The sequence below is a fragment of the Streptomyces sp. NPDC048111 genome, assembly GCF_043202815.1.
GTDB lineage: Bacteria > Actinomycetota > Actinomycetes > Streptomycetales > Streptomycetaceae > Streptomyces.
This window is the reverse complement of record NZ_JBIDBD010000001.1, coordinates 540556-561079: the sequence shown is the minus strand read 5'-3', so window position 1 is coordinate 561079 and position 20524 is coordinate 540556. Positions and strand designations below refer to the sequence as shown.

General features: G+C 72.6%; 22 protein-coding genes. 12 read left to right on the top strand and 10 right to left on the bottom strand.

All coding sequences use genetic code 11. The annotated features are described in order from the left end of the window. Window positions 1-91 precede the first annotated feature (91 nt). Window positions 92-724 (bottom strand): TetR/AcrR family transcriptional regulator, encoded by a 633-nt coding sequence (locus tag ACGF3I_RS02560; protein WP_393128651.1) that lies wholly within the window; start codon window positions 722-724, stop codon window positions 92-94. A gap of 112 nt (window positions 725-836) precedes the next feature. On the opposite strand from ACGF3I_RS02560, the gene ACGF3I_RS02555 reads away from it, so the two are divergent. Next, window positions 837-2027 carry a cytochrome P450 gene (locus ACGF3I_RS02555; protein ID WP_393128650.1) on the top strand — a complete coding sequence of 397 codons (1191 nt, stop codon included), beginning with the start codon at window positions 837-839 and terminating at the stop codon, window positions 2025-2027. A 5-nt stretch (window positions 2028-2032) separates the two neighbouring features. Then, window positions 2033-2251: a ferredoxin gene (locus ACGF3I_RS02550; RefSeq protein WP_393128649.1), complete on the top strand. Its 219-nt coding sequence runs from the start codon at window positions 2033-2035 to the stop codon at window positions 2249-2251. Between the two features lie 55 nt (window positions 2252-2306). On the opposite strand, the gene ACGF3I_RS02545 is transcribed toward ACGF3I_RS02550, so the two are convergent. The 3 genes from ACGF3I_RS02545 to ACGF3I_RS02535 form a co-directional block, all read right to left on the bottom strand. Beyond that, window positions 2307-2927 carry an L-threonylcarbamoyladenylate synthase gene (locus ACGF3I_RS02545; protein ID WP_393128648.1) on the bottom strand — a complete coding sequence of 207 codons (621 nt, stop codon included), beginning with the start codon at window positions 2925-2927 and terminating at the stop codon, window positions 2307-2309. A gap of 30 nt (window positions 2928-2957) precedes the next feature. Next, window positions 2958-4133 (bottom strand): alanine--tRNA ligase-related protein, encoded by a 1176-nt coding sequence (locus ACGF3I_RS02540; RefSeq protein WP_393129105.1) that lies wholly within the window; start codon window positions 4131-4133, stop codon window positions 2958-2960. 450 nt (window positions 4134-4583) lie between these two features. Further along, window positions 4584-5135: a histidine kinase gene (locus ACGF3I_RS02535; RefSeq protein WP_393128647.1), complete on the bottom strand. Its 552-nt coding sequence runs from the start codon at window positions 5133-5135 to the stop codon at window positions 4584-4586. Window positions 5136-5299: 164 nt separating this feature from the next. Between ACGF3I_RS02535 and ACGF3I_RS02530 the strand changes: the two genes are divergently transcribed. Both ACGF3I_RS02530 and ACGF3I_RS02525 read left to right on the top strand, forming a co-directional pair. Then, window positions 5300-5638 (top strand): PadR family transcriptional regulator, encoded by a 339-nt coding sequence (locus ACGF3I_RS02530; protein ID WP_393128646.1) that lies wholly within the window; start codon window positions 5300-5302, stop codon window positions 5636-5638. Then, on the top strand, window positions 5635-6528 hold the full coding sequence (locus ACGF3I_RS02525; RefSeq protein ID WP_393128645.1) for a hypothetical protein: 894 nt from the start codon (window positions 5635-5637) through the stop codon (window positions 6526-6528). The genes ACGF3I_RS02530 and ACGF3I_RS02525 overlap by 4 nt, the downstream gene beginning before the upstream one ends. A 140-nt stretch (window positions 6529-6668) precedes the next feature. Here ACGF3I_RS02525 and ACGF3I_RS02520 read toward each other — a convergent pair whose 3' ends face one another. Continuing rightward, entirely contained in the window at window positions 6669-8396 is a 1728-nt protein-coding gene (locus ACGF3I_RS02520) for a TIGR03767 family metallophosphoesterase (RefSeq protein WP_393128644.1), read from the bottom strand. A 240-nt stretch (window positions 8397-8636) separates the two neighbouring features. Further along, a complete protein-coding gene (locus tag ACGF3I_RS02515; RefSeq protein WP_393128643.1) occupies window positions 8637-9050 on the bottom strand; it encodes a hypothetical protein in 414 nt (137 codons plus the stop codon). A gap of 234 nt (window positions 9051-9284) precedes the next feature. Here ACGF3I_RS02515 and ACGF3I_RS02510 point away from each other — a divergent pair, with 234 nt between their 5' ends. Further along, window positions 9285-9968, top strand: coding sequence for a peptidylprolyl isomerase (locus ACGF3I_RS02510; protein ID WP_393128642.1), 684 nt, complete (start codon window positions 9285-9287; stop codon window positions 9966-9968). Between the two features lie 24 nt (window positions 9969-9992). Here the strand turns inward: ACGF3I_RS02510 and ACGF3I_RS02505 are convergent, their stop codons facing one another. Continuing rightward, window positions 9993-11105 (bottom strand): alpha/beta hydrolase, encoded by a 1113-nt coding sequence (locus tag ACGF3I_RS02505; RefSeq protein ID WP_393128641.1) that lies wholly within the window; start codon window positions 11103-11105, stop codon window positions 9993-9995. Between the two features lie 191 nt (window positions 11106-11296). Next, on the bottom strand, window positions 11297-13180 hold the full coding sequence (locus ACGF3I_RS02500) for an ABC transporter ATP-binding protein (RefSeq protein ID WP_393128640.1): 1884 nt from the start codon (window positions 13178-13180) through the stop codon (window positions 11297-11299). Between the two features lie 201 nt (window positions 13181-13381). Between ACGF3I_RS02500 and ACGF3I_RS02495 the strand changes: the two genes are divergently transcribed. Next, window positions 13382-14224: a JmjC domain-containing protein gene (locus ACGF3I_RS02495; RefSeq protein ID WP_393128639.1), complete on the top strand. Its 843-nt coding sequence runs from the start codon at window positions 13382-13384 to the stop codon at window positions 14222-14224. Window positions 14225-14264: 40 nt separating this feature from the next. On the opposite strand, the gene ACGF3I_RS02490 is transcribed toward ACGF3I_RS02495, so the two are convergent. Next, window positions 14265-14510, bottom strand: coding sequence for a chaplin (locus ACGF3I_RS02490; RefSeq protein ID WP_393129104.1), 246 nt, complete (start codon window positions 14508-14510; stop codon window positions 14265-14267). Between the two features lie 202 nt (window positions 14511-14712). On the opposite strand from ACGF3I_RS02490, the gene ACGF3I_RS02485 reads away from it, so the two are divergent. The 3 genes from ACGF3I_RS02485 to ACGF3I_RS02475 all read left to right on the top strand — a co-directional run bounded on the left by ACGF3I_RS02485 (window position 14713) and on the right by ACGF3I_RS02475 (window position 16439). Next, window positions 14713-15345: a hypothetical protein gene (locus ACGF3I_RS02485; RefSeq protein WP_393128638.1), complete on the top strand. Its 633-nt coding sequence runs from the start codon at window positions 14713-14715 to the stop codon at window positions 15343-15345. Then, on the top strand, window positions 15342-16043 hold the full coding sequence (locus ACGF3I_RS02480; protein WP_393128637.1) for a hypothetical protein: 702 nt from the start codon (window positions 15342-15344) through the stop codon (window positions 16041-16043). Before ACGF3I_RS02485 ends, ACGF3I_RS02480 begins: the two co-directional genes overlap by 4 nt. A gap of 108 nt (window positions 16044-16151) precedes the next feature. After that, window positions 16152-16439, top strand: coding sequence for a hypothetical protein (locus ACGF3I_RS02475; protein WP_393128636.1), 288 nt, complete (start codon window positions 16152-16154; stop codon window positions 16437-16439). Here the strand turns inward: ACGF3I_RS02475 and ACGF3I_RS02470 are convergent. Next, window positions 16399-16977: an NUDIX hydrolase gene (locus ACGF3I_RS02470; RefSeq protein ID WP_393128635.1), complete on the bottom strand. Its 579-nt coding sequence runs from the start codon at window positions 16975-16977 to the stop codon at window positions 16399-16401. The two genes, ACGF3I_RS02475 and ACGF3I_RS02470, sit on opposite strands and share 41 nt — an antisense overlap. 198 nt (window positions 16978-17175) lie before the next feature. Between ACGF3I_RS02470 and ACGF3I_RS02465 the strand changes: the two genes are divergently transcribed. The 3 genes from ACGF3I_RS02465 (at window position 17176) to ACGF3I_RS02455 (ending at window position 20507) form a co-directional block, all read left to right on the top strand. After that, a complete protein-coding gene (locus ACGF3I_RS02465) occupies window positions 17176-17628 on the top strand; it encodes a hypothetical protein (RefSeq protein ID WP_393128634.1) in 453 nt (150 codons plus the stop codon). 411 nt (window positions 17629-18039) lie between these two features. Next, on the top strand, window positions 18040-19500 hold the full coding sequence (locus ACGF3I_RS02460; RefSeq protein ID WP_393128633.1) for a condensation domain-containing protein: 1461 nt from the start codon (window positions 18040-18042) through the stop codon (window positions 19498-19500). A 17-nt stretch (window positions 19501-19517) separates the two neighbouring features. Further along, a complete protein-coding gene (locus ACGF3I_RS02455; protein ID WP_393128632.1) occupies window positions 19518-20507 on the top strand; it encodes an alpha/beta hydrolase in 990 nt (329 codons plus the stop codon). The last annotated feature ends 17 nt before the right edge of the window (window positions 20508-20524 follow it).

Here is a 20524-nt window from a genome sequence, read left to right as displayed (position 1 = left end):
GACCCGGCGGGCCGCGGAACCCAGCAGCACGCAGCCTCCAACTGGCGCCGGGCGAGGCCCAGTTGGAGGCCGCGGCCCGCCCCCGGAGCGGTCAGCCCTCCTCCGGAGCGATCATTTGTGACGCGTCCTCCTGGGGCGCGGACCAGAGGTGGTCGAGAGCGCCGACGACGAGACGGCACACGGTGTCCGGGTCCGCGCCGGCGAGGGGCTCACGCGCGACCACGGTGCGCATCAGGCCGATGCCGAGCAGCCAGGCCATGGCCAGATCCGCGCGCAGGGCGCCGTCCTTGGCGCCGGAGAGTTCGGCCAGGGCGCTCTGGTAGCGCTCACCCAGCTCGCGCAGGGTCCCCGTCGCCTCGTCACCCCGTCCGATGGACCGCAGGTACACCTCAAGGGAACGGTCGGACGACCCCGCGGCGCTGCTCGTCAGCATTGAGCGCAGCGCCGTCTCGAAGAGCTCCTCGGGCGGTGTGGCGCGCAGCTGCTCCAGCCCGCCCTGGGCGACGACCTCGGTCAACAGCCCCTGCTTCGAGCCGAAGTAGCGGAACAGCAGTGCCTGGTTGGCGCCGGCCCGCTCGGCGATCTCCCGTACCGTCGCGCCCTCGTAGCCGCGCTCCGCGAACAGATCGCGGGCGGCGTCGAGCAGCCGCCGGCGAGTGGCTCCGGCATCGCGGCGGCGCTCACCGGCGGCCGGGCCGGACGGCGGGTCGGGTGCTTCTCGCATCGGGTCGGGTCCTCTCAGACGGTCCGTCAGGATAACGGCCACAAAGCGCCGTTGACCGCCCCAGGGGGCGCCCCTACCGTTGTAAGCAGCTGCTTACATCCGGGAGGCCGCAGTGACGACAGCCGACACCACCCCCCTCGCCTATCCCTTCAACACCTCCGACGGGCTCCAGCTCGCCGAGGAGTACGAGCGCGTGCGCGCACGGCCGGGCCTCTTACGCGTCCAGCTGCCGTACGGGGAGTCCGCCTGGCTGGTCACCCGCTACGCGGACGCCCGGCTCGTCCTCGGCGACCAGCGCTTCAGCCGGGCCGCGGGCGCCGAGCACGACGAGCCCCGCCAGTCCGAGGGCCGCACCGACAGCGGCATCCTCGGCATGGACCCGCCGGACCACACGCGGCTGCGGTCCCTGGTGGCGCGGGCCTTCACCGTCCGCCAGGTCGAGAAGCTCCGCCCCCAGGTCCGCGAACTCACCGCGAGCCTCCTGGACGCCATGGAAGCGGCCGGCCCGCCCGCCGACCTCGTGGACCTGTACGCGCTGCCGCTGCCGGTCGCGGTGATCTGCCGACTGCTCGGCGTCCCCACCGAGGACCGGCCGCGCTTTCGCGTGTGGAGTGACGCCGCGCTGTCCACGAGCTCGCTGACCGCCGCCGAGTTCGAGGCCAACCGCGAGGAACTGCGCGCCTACATGGGCGAGTTGATCGCCCTGCACCGCCAGGACCCGCAGGACGACCTGATGACCGCGCTCATCGAGGCCCGCGACGGCGGAGACCGCCTGTCCGAACTCGAACTCGTCGACCTGTGCGTCGCCGTGCTCGTCGCCGGACACGAGACCACCGCATCGCAGATCCCCAACTTCACCCTCACCCTCCTCGAACACCCCGACCAGCTGGCCCGGCTCAGGGCCGAGCCCGCGCTCGTCGCCAACGCGGTGGAGGAACTGCTGCGCTTCGTGCCCCTGGGCAGCGGCGCCGGGCAGGCGCGCTACGCCACCGAGGACGTCGAGGTGGGCGGCACCCTGGTCCGGGCCGGTACGCCCGTGCTCGTCGCGACGGGCGCCGCCAACCGCGACGCGCTGCGCTTCGGCGCACCCGGCGTGCTCGACATCGCCCGCGAGGGCAACCAGCACCTCGGTTTCGGCCACGGAGTCCACCACTGTCTCGGCGCCCCGCTGGCCCGACTCGAACTCCAGGAGGCCCTCAGCGCGCTCATCACCCGCTTCCCCGGCCTGAAGCTCGCCGGAGACATCACCTGGAAGTCCGAGATGCTGGTCCGTGGCCCGCGCGTCATGCCGGTCGCGTGGTGACCGCCATGACCTGGACCGTACGCGTGGACCCGCAGCTCTGTCTGGCCTCCGGCATGTGCGCCGGGGCGGCCCCCGACGTCTTCACGCTCGACACCGAGCACGCCCGGGTGCTCCCGGAGGCGATCGAGCCGGACGAACGCGTCCTGGACGTCGCCGACGCCTGCCCGGCCCAGGCGATCACCGTGCACGACGGGAGCGGCGTCATCGGCCCCCGCCGCGACTGACGCGCCCCCGCGGCCCGGCCGGACCGCGCGTCCGCCGGGCCCGGGACGCCGGCCGCTACTCGAACCGGGAGGTGTCGCCCGCGCCCCGGCGCACGATCTCCGCCTCGCCGCCCGAGAAGTCGATGACGGTCGTCGGCTCGGTGCCGCAGTCGCCGGAGTCGAGGACGGCGTCCACCACGTGGTCGAGGCGCTCCTTGATCTCCCAGCCCTGCGTCATCGGCTCCTCCTCGTCGGGCAGGAGCAGCGTGCTGGAGAGCAGCGGCTCGCCGAGCTCCGCGAGCAGGGCCTGCACCACGGCGTGATCGGGGATCCGCACACCGACCGTCTTCTTCTTCGGATGCAGCAGCTGCCGGGGCACCTCCCTCGTCGCGGGCAGGATGAAGGTGTAGCTGCCGGGCGTCGCCGCCTTGATCGCGCGGAACACGTCGTTGTCGATCTGTACGAACTGGCCCAGCTGCGCGAAGTTCTCGCACACCAGGGTGAAGTGGTGACGGTCGTCGAGGTTCCGGATGGACCGGATGCGGTTGATGCCGTCACGGCTGCCCAGCTGGCACCCCAGCGCGTAGCAGGAGTCCGTCGGGTACGCCACGAGCGCCCCGGAACGGATGCTGTCCGCCACGCTGCTGATGGTGCGCCGCTGAGGGTTCTCGGGGTGCACGTCGAAGTACTTGGCCATTGGACGAGTCTACGGTCCGCGCGGTCGCACCTACCGCGGGTCGGCGCGCAGGGCGAGCACGAGATCGCGGGGCAGCCCGTGGGTGTCGTGGAGGTAGTGGAAGTCGTCCTCGCCGAGCGGGCCGGCGAAGCGCGGCCGGGACAGGACGCGCCGGCCCCGTTCGACGAGTCGGCCGAAGCGCCGCTCCTCGTCGAGCAGCACCTCGCGCACTCCTTGCGGCCGTCCGCTCTGCCCGAAGCGGTCCAGCGTGTGGGCGTACGGTTCCTCCGGCAGATCGCCCAGGGTGCGCGACGGGTCGTCGCGCCACAGGGTCGTGAGCACCCGCCGCACCAGGCGGCGCAGCACATAGCCGCGACCGGTGCTGGACGGCACGACCCCGTCCCCGATCACGACGACGGCGGACCGCAGATGGTCGCAGACGAGCCGCAGCGACGACTCGTCGTCGGGGTGCCACAGGGACGGCACGGTACGCATCCACGGCTCGAACAGATCCGTCTCGAAGACGGACCGCTTGCCCTGGAGAACGGCGACGAGACGCTCCAGACCGAGCCCGGTGTCGATGCTCTGCTGCGGCAGTGTCTCCAGGACGCCGTCCTCGTGTCGGCGGTGGCGCATCATCACGTGGTTCCACACCTCCACCCATCGCCCGTCGCGGGTCGGGGTGGACCGGGGCGGTGTGTCGCCGGTCCAGACGAAGATCTCCGAGTCCGGTCCACACGGCCCGGTGGGCCCGTTGGACCACCAGTTCTCCTCGACGGTCGGCTCGACCGGCACCCCGAGCTCCTGCCAGGTGCGCAGCGACTCGGTGTCCGGCTCGGTCCGTTCATCGCCTCCGAACACCGTGGCGTGCAGCAGTCCGGGGTCGACCCCGAAGCCGTTCACCAGGAGGTCGTGACCCCAGCGCAGACTCCGCGAACTCCCGTAGTCGCCCAGCGACCAGGTGCCGAGCATCTCGAAGACCGTCAGATGGGTGTCGTCCCCGACCTCGTCCAGATCCGTCGTGCGCAGACAGCGCTGGACGTTGACCAGACGCCGGCCCAGCGGATGGGGGAGGCCTTCGAGGTGGGGGGTGAGCGGATGCATCCCGGCGGTGGTGAACAGCACGGAGTCGCCGGGCGGCGGGAGCAGGGTCGAGCCCGTGATGCGCCGGTGGCCCCGCTGCTGGAAGTAGTCCAGGAAGGTGCGGACGACGCGGTCCGTGCTCATGCCGTGGACGGTGGCCGTGCGGGTGTGGGTGCCGCGGTCCCCGTCGAGGTCCATATCGCGGTTCGTGGTGCGGTTCATGGTGCGGATCCTTTGACTGCGGGGCAGCCGGAAAGGGACCGCGGGCACGGGACGCGGCCAGTGCCCTGGAACGCGGACTCGACGAGAGCGAGCCCCGATCAGGGATCCGACGGTCCACCGGCGGGCCGTTTCCGGTCGCCGGGGAGGAGGGAATGAGGTCAGGCGGCGGCAACCGGCGAGCTGGTCGCTCGCGCGGTCATGAGGCTGCTGCGGTGGATGACCTTCATGCGGACCAGGGTACGGCGGGCGCGGCGGAGGTGCAGGTGAATTTCCGCCGGGTCCGCAGCGACGGGTCCGCAGCGACGGGGCCCGCAACGACGGGTCCGCACACCGGGGCCCGACGCCCGGGCGACCCGCCCCGCCCGCCCCGGATCACGCCTGCCCGTCCCCCTCCGGGCCACCCCGGGCCCCAGCGCCGCCCGCGTCGTCCGGCCCGTGCGCCTCGGCCGCCCGCTCCGCCGCCGCCACCTGGGCGGCGAACTCCTTGGCGGGCAGCCGCTCCAGCGTCCCTCCGTGGCGCCGGGCCAGCTCGTCGGCGGGCTGCCGCGAGGGCTCGTGCAGATCGACGATCAGCATCGACGTCCCGTCCTCCACCCTGCCGCTCAGCATGATGAGCCCCGCCCCGTCCTCCAGGAGCCGGTGGTTCTCCGCCGCGTTCGCCAGGGTGGCGCCGGCGGCGCTGCCGAGCAGCACCCCGATCGGCCCGCCGAGGAGCCCGAGCAGTCCGCCGACCAGACCGCCCCCGACCGTCGGCATTCCGACCCCCCGTACCTCGTTGGCCGGGACGTCGAGCAGGCCGTCGGCCGACCGCTCCAGAACGGCCGCCTGGCGCAGGCCCGGCAGATGGACCGCGTCCTCGAAGGCCGAGCGGCACCGCGCCGGATCGGTGAACGAGATCAGCAGGACGTACTGGGTGTCCGCCATCGCAGGGGTACTCCTCGTCGTGTCACGCACATCCCGGGCCCCTCCAGTGGACCGCCCGGGAGGCCGCCCCGCCAGACGGGACGGCCGCGCGGGCGGGGCGCACCGGGCGACGGGAGAGTCCCGGGCCCGGCGTCATATGCCGGTCGATGACCTACGATGCCGACATGAGTGATCGTGCGATGCAGGAACCGACCCTGCTCCTCCTGACCGCGCTGGCGGACGAGCCCCGCCACGGCTACGCCATCGCGCGCGAGGTGGAGAAGATCTCGGACGGACGGGTCAAGATGCGCACCGGCACCCTGTACGGCGCGCTGGAGCGCCTCCTGGGGCAGGGCCTGATCGAGGTGCACGAGGAGGAGATCGTGGACAGCCGGCTGCGCCGGACCTACGCGCTCACCGACGCCGGGCGCCAGGGTCTGGCCGCCGAGGCGCAGCGGATCGCCGCCACCGCGCGGGAGGCCACCCGCCGTCTGCGGGTCTCCGGAGAGACGGCCACCGCGTGAACTCCGCCCTGCTCCGTCTCTACCCGGCCGGCTTCCGGCGGGCCTTCGGTGACGAGCTGGCCGACGCGTTCCGCGAGGCCACCGAGGGGGCGAGCGCCGCCGCCCGCTTCCGCGAGACCTGCGACGTGGTGGCACACGCCCTGCGCCTGCGGCTCGGGCTCGGCTCCGCCCGGCGCGGAGGCCGCCTGTTCGCGGCGGTCGCACCCTTCGCTCTGGTCGCCACCGCCGCGTACGCCGCGTTCAACCTCGTCTCCGTCCTCGGTGACTGGTACGTCAGCCAGAACGGCGACTTCCTGGTCCCGATGAGCTATGCCCTGATGGGATGCCACCTTCTGGCGCTGGTCGGCGCGGTCACCGCGCTCGGCGGCCGGTTCGTCATCGGCAGATGGTGCGCGCTCCTCGGCATGGTGGGCGCGGCGGCCTGCCTGCTGCTGCCCGTCCTTCCCTCGGCATCGGCCATGCCGTTGCAGCTCACCGCCTATCTGCTGGCGCCGCTCCTGGTGGCCGCCGCGCCGCTGGCCTGTCCGCCCGACCTGCGACCGGCACCGCGGATCCGCAGTGCTGCCGGCGTGGCGGCCCTGGTGATGTGGGTGCCGCTGGTCGTGGCCGGCACGGCGCTGGTCCAGCCGGCCGGATTCGGTGGCCTCCTGCTGTGGAGGTACGGAGTTCCGCTGCTGGCCGCGCTGGTCCTGGCGGGGCGCGGCGCGTTCTCGGGTGTGCGCACGGCAGGTCAACTCGCCCTGTCCGGCGCCGGTTTCGTTCTGACGGGTTTCTGTGCGGGGTTGCTCGACTGGGACAGCGTGCCGTCCGCCCTGACCGTCGTCGCCGGGTCGGCGCTGGCCATGCGGCTCCTGCGAGGGACGAAGTCCGGTACGGCCACGCCCAGTTGAGGGCGTGAGCCGACGGCGCGACGCCGGGCCGGGCCGGCACGGGGTGGCCGCGCGAGGGTGCGGATCCGTACGGGCCGCCCCGTCGCCCCGTACGGATCCGGGGCGGCGGGGCGGCGGGGCAGCCCAGTGACGCCGGGGCGCTACTTGGCCGGATGGGCCAGCAGCAGCTCGGTGTTGTGGTCGGCGGAGGTGCCGAGTCTGGCGGCCGGGGTGGCGTAGGGGTCGTTGTAGGACAGCTCGCGGTAGAGCGCCGCCAGGCCCCGGTCGGAGGTGTCGCCGAAGTCCGTCGTGTACGGGGCGTCGGACTCGATGAGCGTGGTGAACAGCGACAGGGTGCCGTCGCCGTTGTCCGCGATCTCGATGATGCGGGCGTGCTGCGGATAGTCGATGTGGGACGCCGTGTTGATCTCCCAGAAGGCCCGCTCGGGGACCGCGTGGCCGTGCGGCGTGATCCGGTTCTCGTGGGTGTGTCCGTTCACCCAGGCCACCACGTTCGGGTAGCGCTGGAGCAGGGCGACCAGGGCGTTGCCGTCGTGCCGGGCCTCGAACGGGTGGTACGGGTCCGGCAGCAGGTTGCCCATGGTGGTGCTGGTGTGGTGGCTGAACAGGACGATGAGCGAGTCCCCGGATCCGCCGCGCACCACGTGCCCGTCGGTGTCGTACCAGTGGCCGCTGTGCGACTTGAGCACCGACTCCAGCCACTTCAGCTGGGCCGTGCCCAGTGAACCGTCGGCGAATCCGGCCCGGTTGGTGGTGTCGAGGCTGATCCCCAGCACCCCGCTCGCCAGCGGGAACGTGTAGTACAGGCGCCCGCCGGCCGCCGCGTCCGCGGTGAAGCCGTGGCCGACCGGGCCCGCCCCGGTGTACGCGGGGTTCAGATGCGCCTTGGCGAACTCCGCCGGGGTGAAGGGGCGGCGGCGCTCGTCGGGGGTCACCTTGCGGATCGCTCCGCCGTTGCCGAGCAACTGGGCGAGCAGGATGGCGGCCTGCGCCGGGTTGTACTGGAGGGCGTGGGCGAGCTTGGCCGCCGTGGCGTCGTCGCAGCCCTCGATCTTCCGGTCGCCGGTGTACAGCTCGTTCAGCAGACCGAGATCGGGCAGGGTGCCCTCGATGCTGTCGTCGTGGTTGCCGACGGTCGTGTACCAGGGGACGCCGAGGCCCGGCGCGTTGAAGGGGCGTACGGCGCCCGCGAGGTAGCCGGGTATCTGGGGGAGGCCCTTGGCCTTGTAGGAGTCCTGGAACGGCAGTTCCGGGTTCCAGTAGCTCGCGCTGCCCGAGTTCTGTACGCCCTCGTAGCGCGAGAGGTCACCGGTGGTCGGGGTGATCCGGCCGCCGCTCATGACCGTCAAGTACCAGTCGAGTTCGACCAGTTCATGGTTGTCGGTGTTGTCACCGGTGGCCATCACCATGCCGAACGGAAGCCCCGTGTAAGGGCCTTGGCGCACCGAGTTGACCCGTTCCACCAGCGCGGAGGCGCCCCGTACGGTGAGGGCCTCCTGCGGGCGGTACGCGCTGTCGTTGAACTGCGCCAGGTACTCGAATCTGACCGGCGACTCCGTGTCCGCCAGGTGCATGTCGGTGAACTGGACGAAGGAGGCGAGCCCGGTACGGCGGTCGTCCCGGCCGGCGCTCCCCGCGGCCAGCTCGCCCCGGACCACCAGCGGCCAGCCGGGTCCGGCCACGAGCCGCTTGTACGCGCCGGAGCCGACCGGGACGGCGGCCTGTTCGAGCGTCGTCCCGCCGGTCCGTACGGCCCGGGCGGCGGTGGCGGCCAGCGCCCGGTCCTGTGCCGTCGCGGACCACAGGGCGGCCCCCGCCGCCGCGGCGGACATCCTGGAAACGAACTGACGGCGGCTCATCCCGCGCATGGGTATCCCCCTGAAGGCACTGGCTGCTGATGGCGCGGAGGGCCGGTCGTGCCCCACCGCGCTGCCACACCCTACTGGCGGGTATGCATATGTACAGGGGCCGGGAGGAAACTTGGGGGAAACAGGAGAGGAGCGTGCCGGGCCGCCGCGGCCTGCGCGTCGCCCGGGCGGCCGGTGTGCGGTGCGGCACAGGCGTCAACGACCCAGTGGGAAGCGGTCGTTGACGCCCGGTGCGTCTGCTCACCTGCAGTACGGGACCGCCGCCAGGTTCTGGACGTAGCGCGCGGTCACCCAGCCGGGCTTGCCCGCTCCGAGCTTGTACCAGAGCTTGTTGCCGCCCACGTCCTGGCCGTTCTTCTTGCACTTGAGTGCCGTGACGGTGCCCTGGGGCAGCAGGGTGAGCCGCTTGGAGGCGGTGGTGGCCTCCTGGTGGACCCACAGGCCCCCGTTGGCGACGACCTTGCCCAGGGGCTCGGCCGTCGGCGCGGGGGCGGGAGCCGACTGCTGGGGCGGGGCGCCGACGGGCGTCGGGTCGGCCGCCGAGGCGCCGCCCGCGCCGAGCAGGATCCCCGATCCGGCGAGTACCGCCACCGCGCCCGCCGTGACGATCCTGCGCATGCCGGACACGTACATGGTGTTCCCCTTTCGATCCATTTGGGTGGTGCGCCTTGTAGGAGCGTCGATCGCGGCGATCCGTTCCCCACGGATGGCGTAACTTCCGGCCGTTGTGCGGCAGTTGATGTGCCGATCCGATGAACGGGGGCTGTCCGCGGAGGCCGCGCGACGGGGTGGGGGCGGTGGTGGCCGACGGGTGCATGGTGCGGGCGGGAATGGGCAGGGATGATGCGGCCATGTCATGACCGACCCGTTCGGAAGGAAGCCCCTCAAGTGCTGCGTAGACACAGCGCGTTGCTCGCCGCCGTCGTCCTGCTCCCGCTCCTCACGGCGACCCGGGCGGGCGCCGCCGCCCCGGGCCCGCACCCGGACGTCACGGCTCCGGCGCCGCCGGCCGCCGCCTGCGCCTACACGCCGGCCGTGCCTGCCGACAACTACAAGGGGATTCCGGACTTCGACCCGGTCAAGGCGGCCAGGCCGTTCAGTGCCACGCTGCGCACCCGCCAGGGCGCCATCACCTTCAAGGCGCTGACCGACAAGGCGCCGTGCACCACGAACTCCTTCCGGTTCCTCGCCGAGAAGCGCTACTTCAACGGCTCGCACTGCCACCGGCTCACCACCGCGCGCCTGTACGTCCTGCAGTGCGGGGACCCGACGGGCACCGGCAGCGGCGGCCCCGGGTACTCCTTCCCGGACGAGAACCTGACCGGCGCCACCTACCCGGCCGGCACCGTGGCGATGGCGAACGCGGGGCCCAACACCAACGGCAGCCAGTTCTTCTTCGTGTGGAAGGACACCAAGCTCTCGCCCGCCTACACGCCGTTCGGGCGCGTGACCGCCGGACTCGACGTCCTGCAGAAGATCGCCGCGGGCGGTGAGGACGACCAGAACGGGCCGGGTGACGGCTATCCGACGCTGCCCGTCGACATCAAGCGCGTGCAGATCAAGAAGGGCTGACCCGGGGCCGGCCCCGGCCTCCCCTCAGTTCGCGTCGAGGCGGGCGCTCAGCCACTCGAGCGACGGCGGGATCTCACGCAGCCAGGTGTTGAAGTTGTGACCGCCGGACGCGAGCGTGATCGAGGAGACCCGGGCCGGCTTCTTCACCTTGGCGATGAACTTCTGCGTCGCCCGCAGATTGCTCTCGCCCTGCCGCGAGGTGGTGACCAGGAAGGACGAGTTGCCCTGCGGCAGGTGGTCCAGGCTCCACAGCAGGTCGGCGCGCTTCTGCTCGTGCTTGTTGCCGTGGAAGAGATCACCGGAATCGAGGTCGACCTCCGGCGCGTAGTCGGCCGAGAGACCGACCCCGGCCGCGTACGCCTCGGGGTGGTGCAGGGCGATCTTCAGGGCGCAGTAGCCGCCCGTCGAATCCCCCATGAAGCCCCAGTTCCGCGGCTTGGTGCCCACGCGGTACGTCCCCGAGAGCGCCTTGCGCAGATCGTCGGCGAAGAACGTCTCCGTCTGGGGACCGCCGGGGATGTCGATGCACTGCGTGTTGCGCGGCGGGGCGACGGTGGGCCGCATCATCACCAGGATCATCGGCCGGGTCTTCTTCTGCTTGGACAGCGTCCACGCGGTCTTCGGGTAGTGCAGCCCCTTGATCAGGTTTTCCGCCGTGCCGGGGTAGCCGGTCAGGACGACGGTGACCGGGAAGGCCGTCTGCTCGTACCCCTTCTGGAAGTACTCGGGCGGCAGATACACATAGGCCGGGCTGACTATCCGCGAGCGCTCGCCCTGCACCGTGACCCTCTGCACCTCGCCCCCCACGCTCGGCTTTCCCGCGCCCGGCACGTCGACCTTCTGCTTGCCCTCGATCCGCACCCCCGGGTTCGCGGCCGCGTGCGCGCCCAGGACACCGACGCCGTCCTGCTGCCCGAACAGGTCCGCCCACGAGCCGTAGAAGAGGAAGGTCTTGTTGGCCGCCAGACCCACGGTCGAGAACAGCAGCAGCTGGACCGCGCACATCAGCCCCACCCGGCCGAGGACCGCCCGCAAGCCGCGCCCCGAAAGGCGCGGCCACTGCCAGACGACGACGAGGGAAAGCAGCACCGTGCACAGCACGGCCACCGTCAGGACGGCGGTACTTGTCAGGCCCATGGGTCAGGAACACTCTCTGCACGCGGTCGTTGCGGACGCCGCGCCCGTCCGGGCGGTGTCCGTGCGCACCGCCTCCACGGGGGCGCACGGAACTAGACCGCGATCCGGCGTGATCCGTTGCCTGGTGGGTCCGTCTTTCGGCGGCCGGGCCCACCGCGCCGCGCGGGCCGGGCGCGGTGGCCGTCCCCGGGTCAGCCCAGGGCGGGAGCGCCGCCCGGCCGCTCGAACTGCGTGCGGTACAACTCCGCGTAACGGCCGCCCAGTTGGAGCAGCTCGTCGTGTGTGCCGCGCTGTACGATCCGGCCGTCCTCCACCACCAGGATCAGATCGGCGGAACGCACCGTGGAGAGCCGGTGGGCGATCACCACGGCGGTGCGGCCCTCCAGCGCCTCGCTCAGGGCTTCCTGCACGGACGCCTCCGAGGTGTTGTCCAGGTGCGCGGTGGCCTCGTCGAGGATGACCACCCGCTGACGGGCCAGGAGCAGCCGGGCGATCGTCAGGCGCTGGCGCTCGCCGCCGGACAGGCGGTAGCCGCGCTCGCCCACCACCGTGTCCAGACCGTCCGGCAGCGACGCCACCAGCTCGTCGAGGCGGGCGCGGCGCAGCGCGTCCCACAGGTGCTCCTCGTCCGCGTCCGGGCGTGCCAGCAGCAGATTGGCGCGGACCGACTCGTGGAAGAGGTGGCCGTCCTGGGTGACCATGCCGATCGTGTCCCGGATGGAGTCGGCGGTCAGGTCCCGCACGTCGATGCCGCCGAGCCGCACCGTGCCCGCGTCGGCGTCGTAGAGGCGGGGGAGCAGCTGGGCCACCGTCGACTTGCCCGCCCCGGACGATCCGACGAGCGCGACCATCTGCCCGGGCTCGGCCCGGAACGAGACGCCGTGCAGCACCTCGGTGCCGCCGCGCGTGTCCAGGCTCGACACCTCTTCGAGCGAGGCGAGCGAGACCTTGTCGGCGGACGGGTAGCCGAACCGCACGTCGTGGAACTCGACGGACACCGGCCCCGGCGGCACCTCGCGGGCCCCGGGCCGCTCCGCGATCAGCGGCGTGAGGTCGAGCACCTCGAAGACCCGCTCGAAGCTGACCAGCGCGCTCATCACCTCCACCCGGGCGCCGGCGAGCGAGGTGAGCGGCGCGTACAGACGGGTCAGGAGCAGGGCCAGCGAGACGACCGCCCCCGCTTCGAGGGTGCCGCGCAGCGCGTAGTAGCCGCCCAGGCCGTAGACCAGGGCCAGCGCGAGGGCCGACACCAGGGTGAGCGCGGTGATGAACGCGGACTGCGCCATCGCCGTACGGACGCCGATGTCCCGCACCCGGCCCGCCCGGGCGGCGAACTCGGCGGACTCGTCGGCGGGCCGCCCGAACAGCTTGATCAAGGTGGCGCCCGGCGCCGAGAACCGCTCGGTCATCCGGGTGCCCATCGCCGCGTTGTGCTCGGCCGCCTCCCGCTGGAGCCGCGCCATCCGGGTGCCCATCCGCCGCGCGGGCAGCACGAACACCGGCAGCAGAACGAGCGCGAGCAGCGTGATCTGCCAGGAGATGCCGAGCATCACCGCGAGCGTCAGCAGCAGTGTGACCAGATTGCTGACCACGCCGGACAGCGTGTTGCTGAAGGCGCGCTGCGCGCCGATGACGTCGTTGTTCAGCCGGCTCACCAGGGCGCCGGTGCGGGTCCGCGTGAAGAACGCCACCGGCATCCGCTGCACATGGTCGAAGACCGCCGTGCGCAGATCCAGGATCAGGCCCTCGCCGAGGGTCGAGGACAGCCACCGGCTCGCGATGCCGAGGGCCGCCTCGGCGACGGCGATGACGGCGATCAGCAGGGCGAGCCGGGTGACGGTCCCGGTCTCCTTGCCCGCCACGATCGTGTCCACCACCCGTCCCGCCAGCAACGGCGTGGCCACCGCGAGGAGCGCCGTCGCGACGCTCAGGACCAGGAAGAGGGCGATACGGCGCCGATGCGGCCGGGCGAAGGCGCCGATCCGGCGCAGGGTGGCGCGGTTGAAGGGGCGCTTGTCCTGCTGGGCGTTCATGACGTTGTGGAGCTGTGTCCACGCGGTGGCTTCCATACTCATGCGAGGAACGTACGACCTCCAGTGCGCTTGAGGTCAACGATCGCGTGGACCGGATCGCCGCCCGGGTCAAGGGCCGCCCGGGCAGTTCCGGCGGTACGCAGGCCACGGACGCTGCCCGATCGTCCAGGGGCCCTGGTGCGGGCGGCTCCCGTAGGTTCGGTTCCGGGCGGCGCCGTACCGCCCCGGACCTGGGGAGTAACGATGCGTTGGGGAGTGCTCGACCGGCTGCTGGGGGAACCCGAGCGGTTCCTCGACGCGTGCGACCGGGGCCGGCCGCTCGTGTTGCGGCCCCGCACCCTGCCCCAGGAGGTGCCCACGCTACGGGAGTTGACGTGCGGGCTCGGCGGCCCTCTGCTGCGCCCGCCGTACGTGGAGATGGTGCGGGACGGCCGGAGCGTGGCCGTCTCGGAGTACAGCGCGCCGGTGGCCCCGGCCCGGGCGGGCGAGCGAGAAGGCTTCGCCGATCCGGAACGGATCATGCGCCTGATGGCCGAGGGGGCGACGCTGCTGCTGCCCAGGCTCGACGAGTGGAACGCCTCGGTGGGCGCGCTGAGCGCCCTGCTCGCGCGGGACCTCGGCCGCGAGACCGACGCCCTGTGCTGTGCGACCACGGCGGCCACGCCGGGGGCGGGCGGGTACCGCGACGAGGCCGACGTCCTCGTCGTCCAGCTCGTCGGCCGCAAGCGCTGGACCGTGGCCGACGCCCCGGCCGGCCGGGACGGGCTCCCCGAGCCGCCCCCGGCGGACGGGCCCGCCCTGGACACGGTCCTCGCGCCGGGCGACGTGCTGTTCGTGCCGCGCGGCGCGCCGCACACCGCGACCGGCGGCGAAGGCCTCTCCGTCCACCTCGCGCTCGTCCTCGGGAAGGCCGGCGCCGACGGCCCGCACGCGCCGTCGCCCGCCCGGCCGGGGACACCCGACGGCGACGATCCGGCCGGGTCACTGTCCGACGCCCAACTCCTGGACGCGGCCCGTGAGTTGCTCGGCGCGGCCCGCCGGCGGGTGGACGTCGCCGTCCGGCGTGGCTTCGCCCCGGAGCCCTGAGGGCGGCTCCGGGGCGAAGCGGTCGGCCGGGAACTCCCGGTCAGTTGCGGCAGGAGTTGCCGAACGCCGGGTTGAGCAGGCCGATGATGTCGATGCTGTCGCCGCACACATTGATCGGGATCCCGATCGGGACCTGGATGACGTCGCCGGACAGCACGCCGGGAGAGTTCTGGGCGGTGCCGGTCGCGGTCGGCGGGTTGGGGTCTGCGGTCGCGACGCCGGCCGTGCCCAGGACGGCGGTGGCGGTCAGAACGGTTGCGGCGACAGCGGTACGGATACGCACAATTCCTCCTACGGGTGAGGGAAGCTCTCCCTCGCAGCCTCTCCGCGCTCGGGCCCGAGCGACATTCGCGTGACCCGTTGGGGTGACGGCGCTCGTGGAGCGGACGGGGAAAGACGGTCCCCTTACAGCACGTTTATTCGGCCGATTCCCGCCCACACGAAGAGGGACAGCCCGCACGGGGCCGTTCACCGACGGGAAGGCAGCCATGTCCAGTTGGGTCGTCATCATCGTGATCGCCGTGGTGGTGATCGTTGCCGTGGCAGCGGTCCTCGGCCTGGTCTTCGCACGCCGTGGACACGGCCTGCGCAACCGGTTCGGACCCGAGTACGAGCGGACGGTGGCTCAGCACAACGGTGATGTGAAGGCCGCCGAACAGGACCTGGACGAGCGGGTCCGCCGGTACGGCAGCCTCAAGGTCTCGCCCCCGACCGGCGAGGAGCGGGCCCGGTACGCGGCCGAATGGGCCCGCGTCCAGGAGCAGTTCGTGGATTCGCCGACACAGGCCGTGGCCGACGCCGAGGCCCTGCTCGGCCGGCTCGCCAAGGAACGCGGCTTCCCCAGCGGCTCGTCCGAGGAGCAGCTGGCCGCCCTCTCCGTGCACCACCCCCACCACCTCGACGGCTACCGCCGGATCCGTGGCGTGGCGCAGGGCGCCGACGGGCGGCGGGCCAGCACGGAGGAGCTGCGCGAGACCCTCGTGCGGGCCCACGAGTTCTTCGCGGTCCTGGCGGGGGAGCGCCGTGGCGACCGGGCCGGACGGCTCGGCGCGCGCGGCGGCCGGCACACGTCCGGCACCGGCACACACCACAGTGACATCGCCCGAGGGAGCCAGTCATGACCCAGCCCGAGCGTCCCGTACGCGACCAGACCCTGGCCGAACAGCCCCCGACCGAGCACCGCGCGGGTGAACAGCACGTGAGCGACAAGTCGTTGACGGGACGCGACGTGCCCGAGCACCGCGTTCCCGACCGGCCCCTCGGCGGGCGCGAGGTGCCCGCCGGAAGCGCCGTCGAACAGCCCGTCGCAGGCCCCGGCGCCCCCGGCCGCGACCTTGCCGACCCGGCCGGTGCCGGTCCGCACACGGACGACCAGCACGCGTCGGACTGGCCCGCGTCGGACCGGCCGTCCGCCACGGACCGGCCCGCCACCGACGGCCCCGTCAGGGACCAGGGCCTGCCCACCGAGACCGGCTCCGTCGAAGGACGGCACGCGCAGGACCGGGAACTCCGGCCCGAGGGCACCGCGCACGACGGCCCCGCGGGCGACGACGCCGTGCTGCACGCGGCGGAGCGGGACAAGCTGCGCCTGCGCATCAAGCAGGCCGTCGGCGGGTTCGTGGACGAGCCGCGCTCGGCGGTCGAGGAGGCCGCCTCCGCGGTCGACGCCCTCACCGAGCAGATCGTCGAAACCCTCGAACAGCGCCGCGACACCCTGCGCGCCTCCTGGCAGGACGCGTCCGGCGGAACCGCCACGGAGGATCTGCGCATGGCCCTGCGCGAGTACCGGCGGCTGGCCGAGCGCCTGCTCAGCCTGTGACGTCCGACCTCTCACGTGCCCCGGCGGGCGCCCTCCCGGCGCCCCCGGGACACGCTCCGTTCGCCCGCCTCAGAGCCTCAACCACCCTTCGAAGACAAGGAGTCGACCATGCCCAGGCGCTATGGCGGTAACCCCGCGGCGACCGCGATCCTGATCATCGTCGATGTCATGGCCCTGATCCTGATCCTCTGGATCGCCTTCTTCCTGGTGAACGCCAACACGGCCAACGACCTCGTGTCGTGGGTGCGGCACGCCGCCGACTGGCTGTCCGGTTGGTCCCGCGACATGTTCACCATCAGGTCCGACAACTGGCGCACGATCGTCAACTACGGACTGCCCGCCGTGGTCTACCTGCTCATAGGTCACGCGGTGGCGGGCCGGGTCGGCCGCGCCTGACGTCCGCCGGAGGAGCCGTAGGGGCCGTCGGGGCCGCCGGCCCCGACGGGCCGAGGGCGAGGTAGCGGGTGTAGGCGTCCCGGCTGTCCGAGACGAACGGCCAGACGTCCATCGCCCGCGCCAGCTCCTCCTCGGTCAGCCAGCCGTGCCAGGCGACCTCCGCCGGATCCGCCACCACGTCCCCCTCCGCCACGACGGCCTCGTACACCGCGAACCAGTAGGGACTCAGCTCCCCGTCGCACAGGAACGTGAACAGCGGACGCACCGGCGCGTCGACCCCGAGTTCCTCGCGCAGCTCCCGGCGCGCCGCCGTCGCGTACGGCTCGCCCACCCCCACCGCCCCGGCCACCAGCCAGCTGTACTGGCCGGGGAAGCGTGCGCTGGTTTCCGGGCGCCGGTGCACCAGCACGCGGCCCTCGGTGTCGCGGCACAGCACCATCGCCATCCGGTACAGCCAGCCCTCGCGTACGGCCGCTCCGCGCTCGACCACGCCGATGACGCGGTCCTGCTCGTCGACCCGTTCCACCAGTTCACCCATGGCCCCATCCTCCCCGACCGCCCTTTGGGCCGTGGCGGGAGCCGCCTCGACGGGCAGTCAGACGACATGCCGTCAGGCGACACGGCGTCAGACGCCCTCACTCGTTCGGCAAGGCCGGCTGGCCGTCCCGGCGGGGGTGGCGAACAGTGGACCGGGAGTGGGGGGTGACTTGCAGTCGACCTGATGAGGAGCGCGATCATGCAACGTTGTGCCACCGTCGCCGCGATCGCCCTGTGCGGCGTCATCGCCGCGGGTACCGCAGCCCCTGCCTTCGCCGCCGGCCCCGCGCCGGCCGTGCCCGTCTCCCAGGCGGAGCCGGCGCCGGCGGACGGCAGGGCCGGTGACGACGACGTCACCGGCATCAAGGCCGAACTGGCGTCGATGATGAAGGAGATCAACCAGCTCATCGCCGACGCGAAGAAGGACGCCGCGGCCGATGTCGCCGCGGCCAAGGCCGAGGTCGCGGCGATCCTGAAGGAGGTCGCCGCGATGGTCAAGCAGGACGTGTCGCAGGCGAAGTCGGACACCATGCCGGGCGCCACGCCGAACACCACGCCGAACACCATGCCGGGTACCAAGCCGGGCACCAAGCCCGCCGGCCTGCCCGCGATTTCCTCGACTCCGCTCGTCCCGCCCGCCGCGACGGGCTGACGCCCGTTCGGAACGACTTCCCTCCGCGCTCCCGCCGTCCGCCCCGAGTCGCTGCCGCCCCAAAGTCCTCACGTACAGCGGCAGTTCACGCACTCAACGGGCCCTGTGGACGGCGGGGCGGGGGCACCACCTCATCCGGGGCGCGCCGGCGTACGGTTCGGCGCACACGACTCGATGGGGTGGTTTCGCGTGCCCGGGAGCGCTCGTCGCGCGTTGGTCACCACATGACCGTATTTCCTGGGCAGCGGTGTGCGACTGCCGGCCCCCGCCCCGCGCCGTGCCGAACGGGTGTCCTGTCCCCGGGTGCCGGGGTTCCTGCGCGAGGACGGCCCGCCACTCCCGTCGGTCCCTCCTCCGCCCGTGTTCCCCGACAGTCCGTGTTCCCCGACAGCTTGTGAATGGATAACTCCCGTGCGAATCACCGACATTCACGGCTGCGAGGTCCGTCCCGGACGGCTGGTGGAGTGGACCCTGGACCCCGCCATGGTCGAGGCCGCCACCAGCCAGCCCGACGACACACGGCCGCCGGCCTATGTGCAGGAGTCCCACATCAGGACCGCGCGGTCCGTGCGCCAGGACGGCCTGTTCGTGCCGACATGGCTGGGCACCGCCTTCGACATCCCCGGGACCGTCGACCTCGACGTCCTGGAAGCGGCCCTGCGCACCTGGACCCTGCGGCACGAGACGCTGCGCAGCGGCTTCCGCTGGGTCGAGGACGAGATGCGCCGCTTCACCGCGGCCCCCGAGGCCGTCGCGCTGCGGCGTGAGGTCGTGGGCGACTTCCCCGACGCGGAAGAGCTGAGCCACCACCTGCAGGACCGTTTCGATGTGGAGGCGGACGCGCTCGGCTGGCCGAACTTCCTGTACACGGCGGTCGTCCGGCCCGAGTCCACCAGCGTGTACATGGCCTTCGACCACAGCAACGTCGACGCCTACTCGATCCAGCGCATCCCCGCCGAGATCCACGAGCTCTACTCGGCGCGCGCCGAGGGGCGCACCGCGGAGGCCGCGCCGGCCGGCAGCTACGTCGACTTCTGCGAGATCGAGCGGGCCAGCGCCGACCAGGTCGACGACACCCACGCGATCGTCGCCCGCTGGCGGGAGTTCATCGGCCGGTGCGACGGAAGGCTCCCCGCGTTCCCGGTGGACCTCGGCCTGGAGCCCGGCGGCCCGCTGCCCGAGCAGAAGCTCCTGTACGAGACGCTGGTGGGCGAGGCCGACGCCGCCGCGTTCTCCGCGTACTGCCGGCCGTTCGGCGGAGGTCAGGTGGGCATCCTCGCGGCCACCAGCCTCATCGTGCACGACATCGGCGGCGAGCCCGTCTACCGCACGGTGGTGCCGCTGCACACCCGGGCGAAGTCCCGGTGGGCGGAATCGGTCGGGTGGTACGTCGGCGGGGCGCCGATCGAGATCCCGGTGGCGCAGGCGCTCGGCTTCGACGACGCCCTGAAGATGGTCCACGGCGCGCTGCGCGCCAACAAGGCGCTGGCGCACCTGCCGATCGCCCGGGTGCTCCGGCTGCTCGGCTCCGACTTCCGGCCGACCTCCCCCGACCTGTACTCGATCGTCTCCTTCGTCGACGCCCGCGACATCCCCGGAGCCGGACAGTGGGACGAACTGCGCGCCTACGCCCTGCTCAGGGTGTCCTACGGCGACCAGGTCTGCGCGTGGTTCACTCGGCTGCACGGCGGCCTGCAACTGGCCATCCGCTACCCGGACACGGCCATCGCGCACAAGAACATCCACCGCTACGCTGAACAACTGCGCGAACTCATCACCTCGGTGGCCCGCAGCGGCCCGGCCGCTCCGCCCAGGCCGCGCCCGGTGCCCGCGCCGAGACTCAGCCGCGAGCCGTCCCGCCTGTCACTCTGAGACCGAGGGGGCCGAACATGCGCCGTGCACCGGTGAGGGCCGTCGTCGTCACGGCGCTGCTCGTGCTGCTGGCCGGCGTCCTCACGACGGGCGCAGGGCAGGCGCGGGGCCGGGTGACGTCCGCCGACGACGGCGCCCGGGTCGTCGCCGAACAGCGTGTCGGGCCCCGGCTCCTCGATCTCACCATCGACTCACCGGCCCTCGGCACCACCGCCCATGTCCGGCTCCTCACCCCGGACGGCTGGTCGCCGGGGCGGCGCGCCTGGCCCACGCTGTGGCTGCTGCACGGGTGCTGCGGCGGCTACACCGACTGGACGCATTACACCGACGTCGCCCAACTCGACTCCCTGCGCAACGCGTTGGTGGTCATGCCGGAAGCCGGCGCCGTGGGCTGGTACAGCAACTGGTGGAACCACGGCGCGGGCGGCACGCCGCGCTGGGAGACCTTCCACCTCAGCGAGGTGCGGCAGATCCTGGAACGCGGATACGGCGCGGGCGGCCGGCGCGTCGCCGCGGGGCTGTCCATGGGCGGCTTCGGCGCGCTGTCGTACGCGGCACGCCACCCGGGGTTCTTCCGCGCCGTCGCCTCGTACAGCGGGACCGTGCATCCGCTGCTCCAGGTGCCCGGCGGATTCGGGCCCGGCTGGTTCCTCGACCTCGTCAGGAGCCAGGGGGCCGACCCGTACGCGGTCTGGGGCGACCCGGTGCGCCAGCGCGCGGTGTGGCGGGCGCACGACCCCGCCGCACTCGCGGGCGCCCTGCGCGGGCTGCCCGTCTTCCTGTCCTGCGGCAACGGGGTGCCCGGGCCCTACGATCCGGCCGGCACCCCCGACGACGCCTGGGAGGCCTACTTCGAGCAGCAGAACCTGGCCCTCGCGGCCCGGCTGCGAGCGCTCGGAAGCCCGCCCGTCACCGACTTCTACGGGCCGGGGATCCATGAATGGCCCTACTGGCAGCGGGAGTTGCACCGCTCCCTGCCGATGCTCCTGGCCGCGCTCGGCACCTGAACGGCGACCCCGGGCAC

Excerpts from the sequence above, each read along its gene's own strand:
- ACGF3I_RS02560 (WP_393128651.1), bottom strand. The coding sequence starts at position 724 with ATGCGAGAAGCACCCGACCCGCCGTCCGGCCCGGCCGCCGGTGAGCGC.
- ACGF3I_RS02550 (WP_393128649.1), top strand. The coding sequence starts at position 2,033 with ATGACCTGGACCGTACGCGTGGACCCGCAGCTCTGTCTGGCCTCCGGC.
- ACGF3I_RS02545 (WP_393128648.1), bottom strand. The coding sequence starts at position 2,927 with ATGGCCAAGTACTTCGACGTGCACCCCGAGAACCCTCAGCGGCGCACC.
- ACGF3I_RS02540 (WP_393129105.1), bottom strand. The coding sequence starts at position 4,133 with ATGAGCACGGACCGCGTCGTCCGCACCTTCCTGGACTACTTCCAGCAG.
- ACGF3I_RS02535 (WP_393128647.1), bottom strand. The coding sequence starts at position 5,135 with ATGGCGGACACCCAGTACGTCCTGCTGATCTCGTTCACCGATCCGGCG.
- ACGF3I_RS02530 (WP_393128646.1), top strand. The coding sequence starts at position 5,300 with ATGAGTGATCGTGCGATGCAGGAACCGACCCTGCTCCTCCTGACCGCG.
- ACGF3I_RS02520 (WP_393128644.1), bottom strand. The coding sequence starts at position 8,396 with ATGCGCGGGATGAGCCGCCGTCAGTTCGTTTCCAGGATGTCCGCCGCG.
- ACGF3I_RS02515 (WP_393128643.1), bottom strand. The coding sequence starts at position 9,050 with ATGGATCGAAAGGGGAACACCATGTACGTGTCCGGCATGCGCAGGATC.
- ACGF3I_RS02505 (WP_393128641.1), bottom strand. The coding sequence starts at position 11,105 with ATGGGCCTGACAAGTACCGCCGTCCTGACGGTGGCCGTGCTGTGCACG.
- ACGF3I_RS02500 (WP_393128640.1), bottom strand. The coding sequence starts at position 13,180 with ATGAGTATGGAAGCCACCGCGTGGACACAGCTCCACAACGTCATGAAC.
- ACGF3I_RS02495 (WP_393128639.1), top strand. The coding sequence starts at position 13,382 with ATGCGTTGGGGAGTGCTCGACCGGCTGCTGGGGGAACCCGAGCGGTTC.
- ACGF3I_RS02485 (WP_393128638.1), top strand. The coding sequence starts at position 14,713 with ATGTCCAGTTGGGTCGTCATCATCGTGATCGCCGTGGTGGTGATCGTT.
- ACGF3I_RS02480 (WP_393128637.1), top strand. The coding sequence starts at position 15,342 with ATGACCCAGCCCGAGCGTCCCGTACGCGACCAGACCCTGGCCGAACAG.
- ACGF3I_RS02475 (WP_393128636.1), top strand. The coding sequence starts at position 16,152 with ATGCCCAGGCGCTATGGCGGTAACCCCGCGGCGACCGCGATCCTGATC.
- ACGF3I_RS02470 (WP_393128635.1), bottom strand. The coding sequence starts at position 16,977 with ATGGGTGAACTGGTGGAACGGGTCGACGAGCAGGACCGCGTCATCGGC.
- ACGF3I_RS02465 (WP_393128634.1), top strand. The coding sequence starts at position 17,176 with ATGCAACGTTGTGCCACCGTCGCCGCGATCGCCCTGTGCGGCGTCATC.
- ACGF3I_RS02455 (WP_393128632.1), top strand. The coding sequence starts at position 19,518 with ATGCGCCGTGCACCGGTGAGGGCCGTCGTCGTCACGGCGCTGCTCGTG.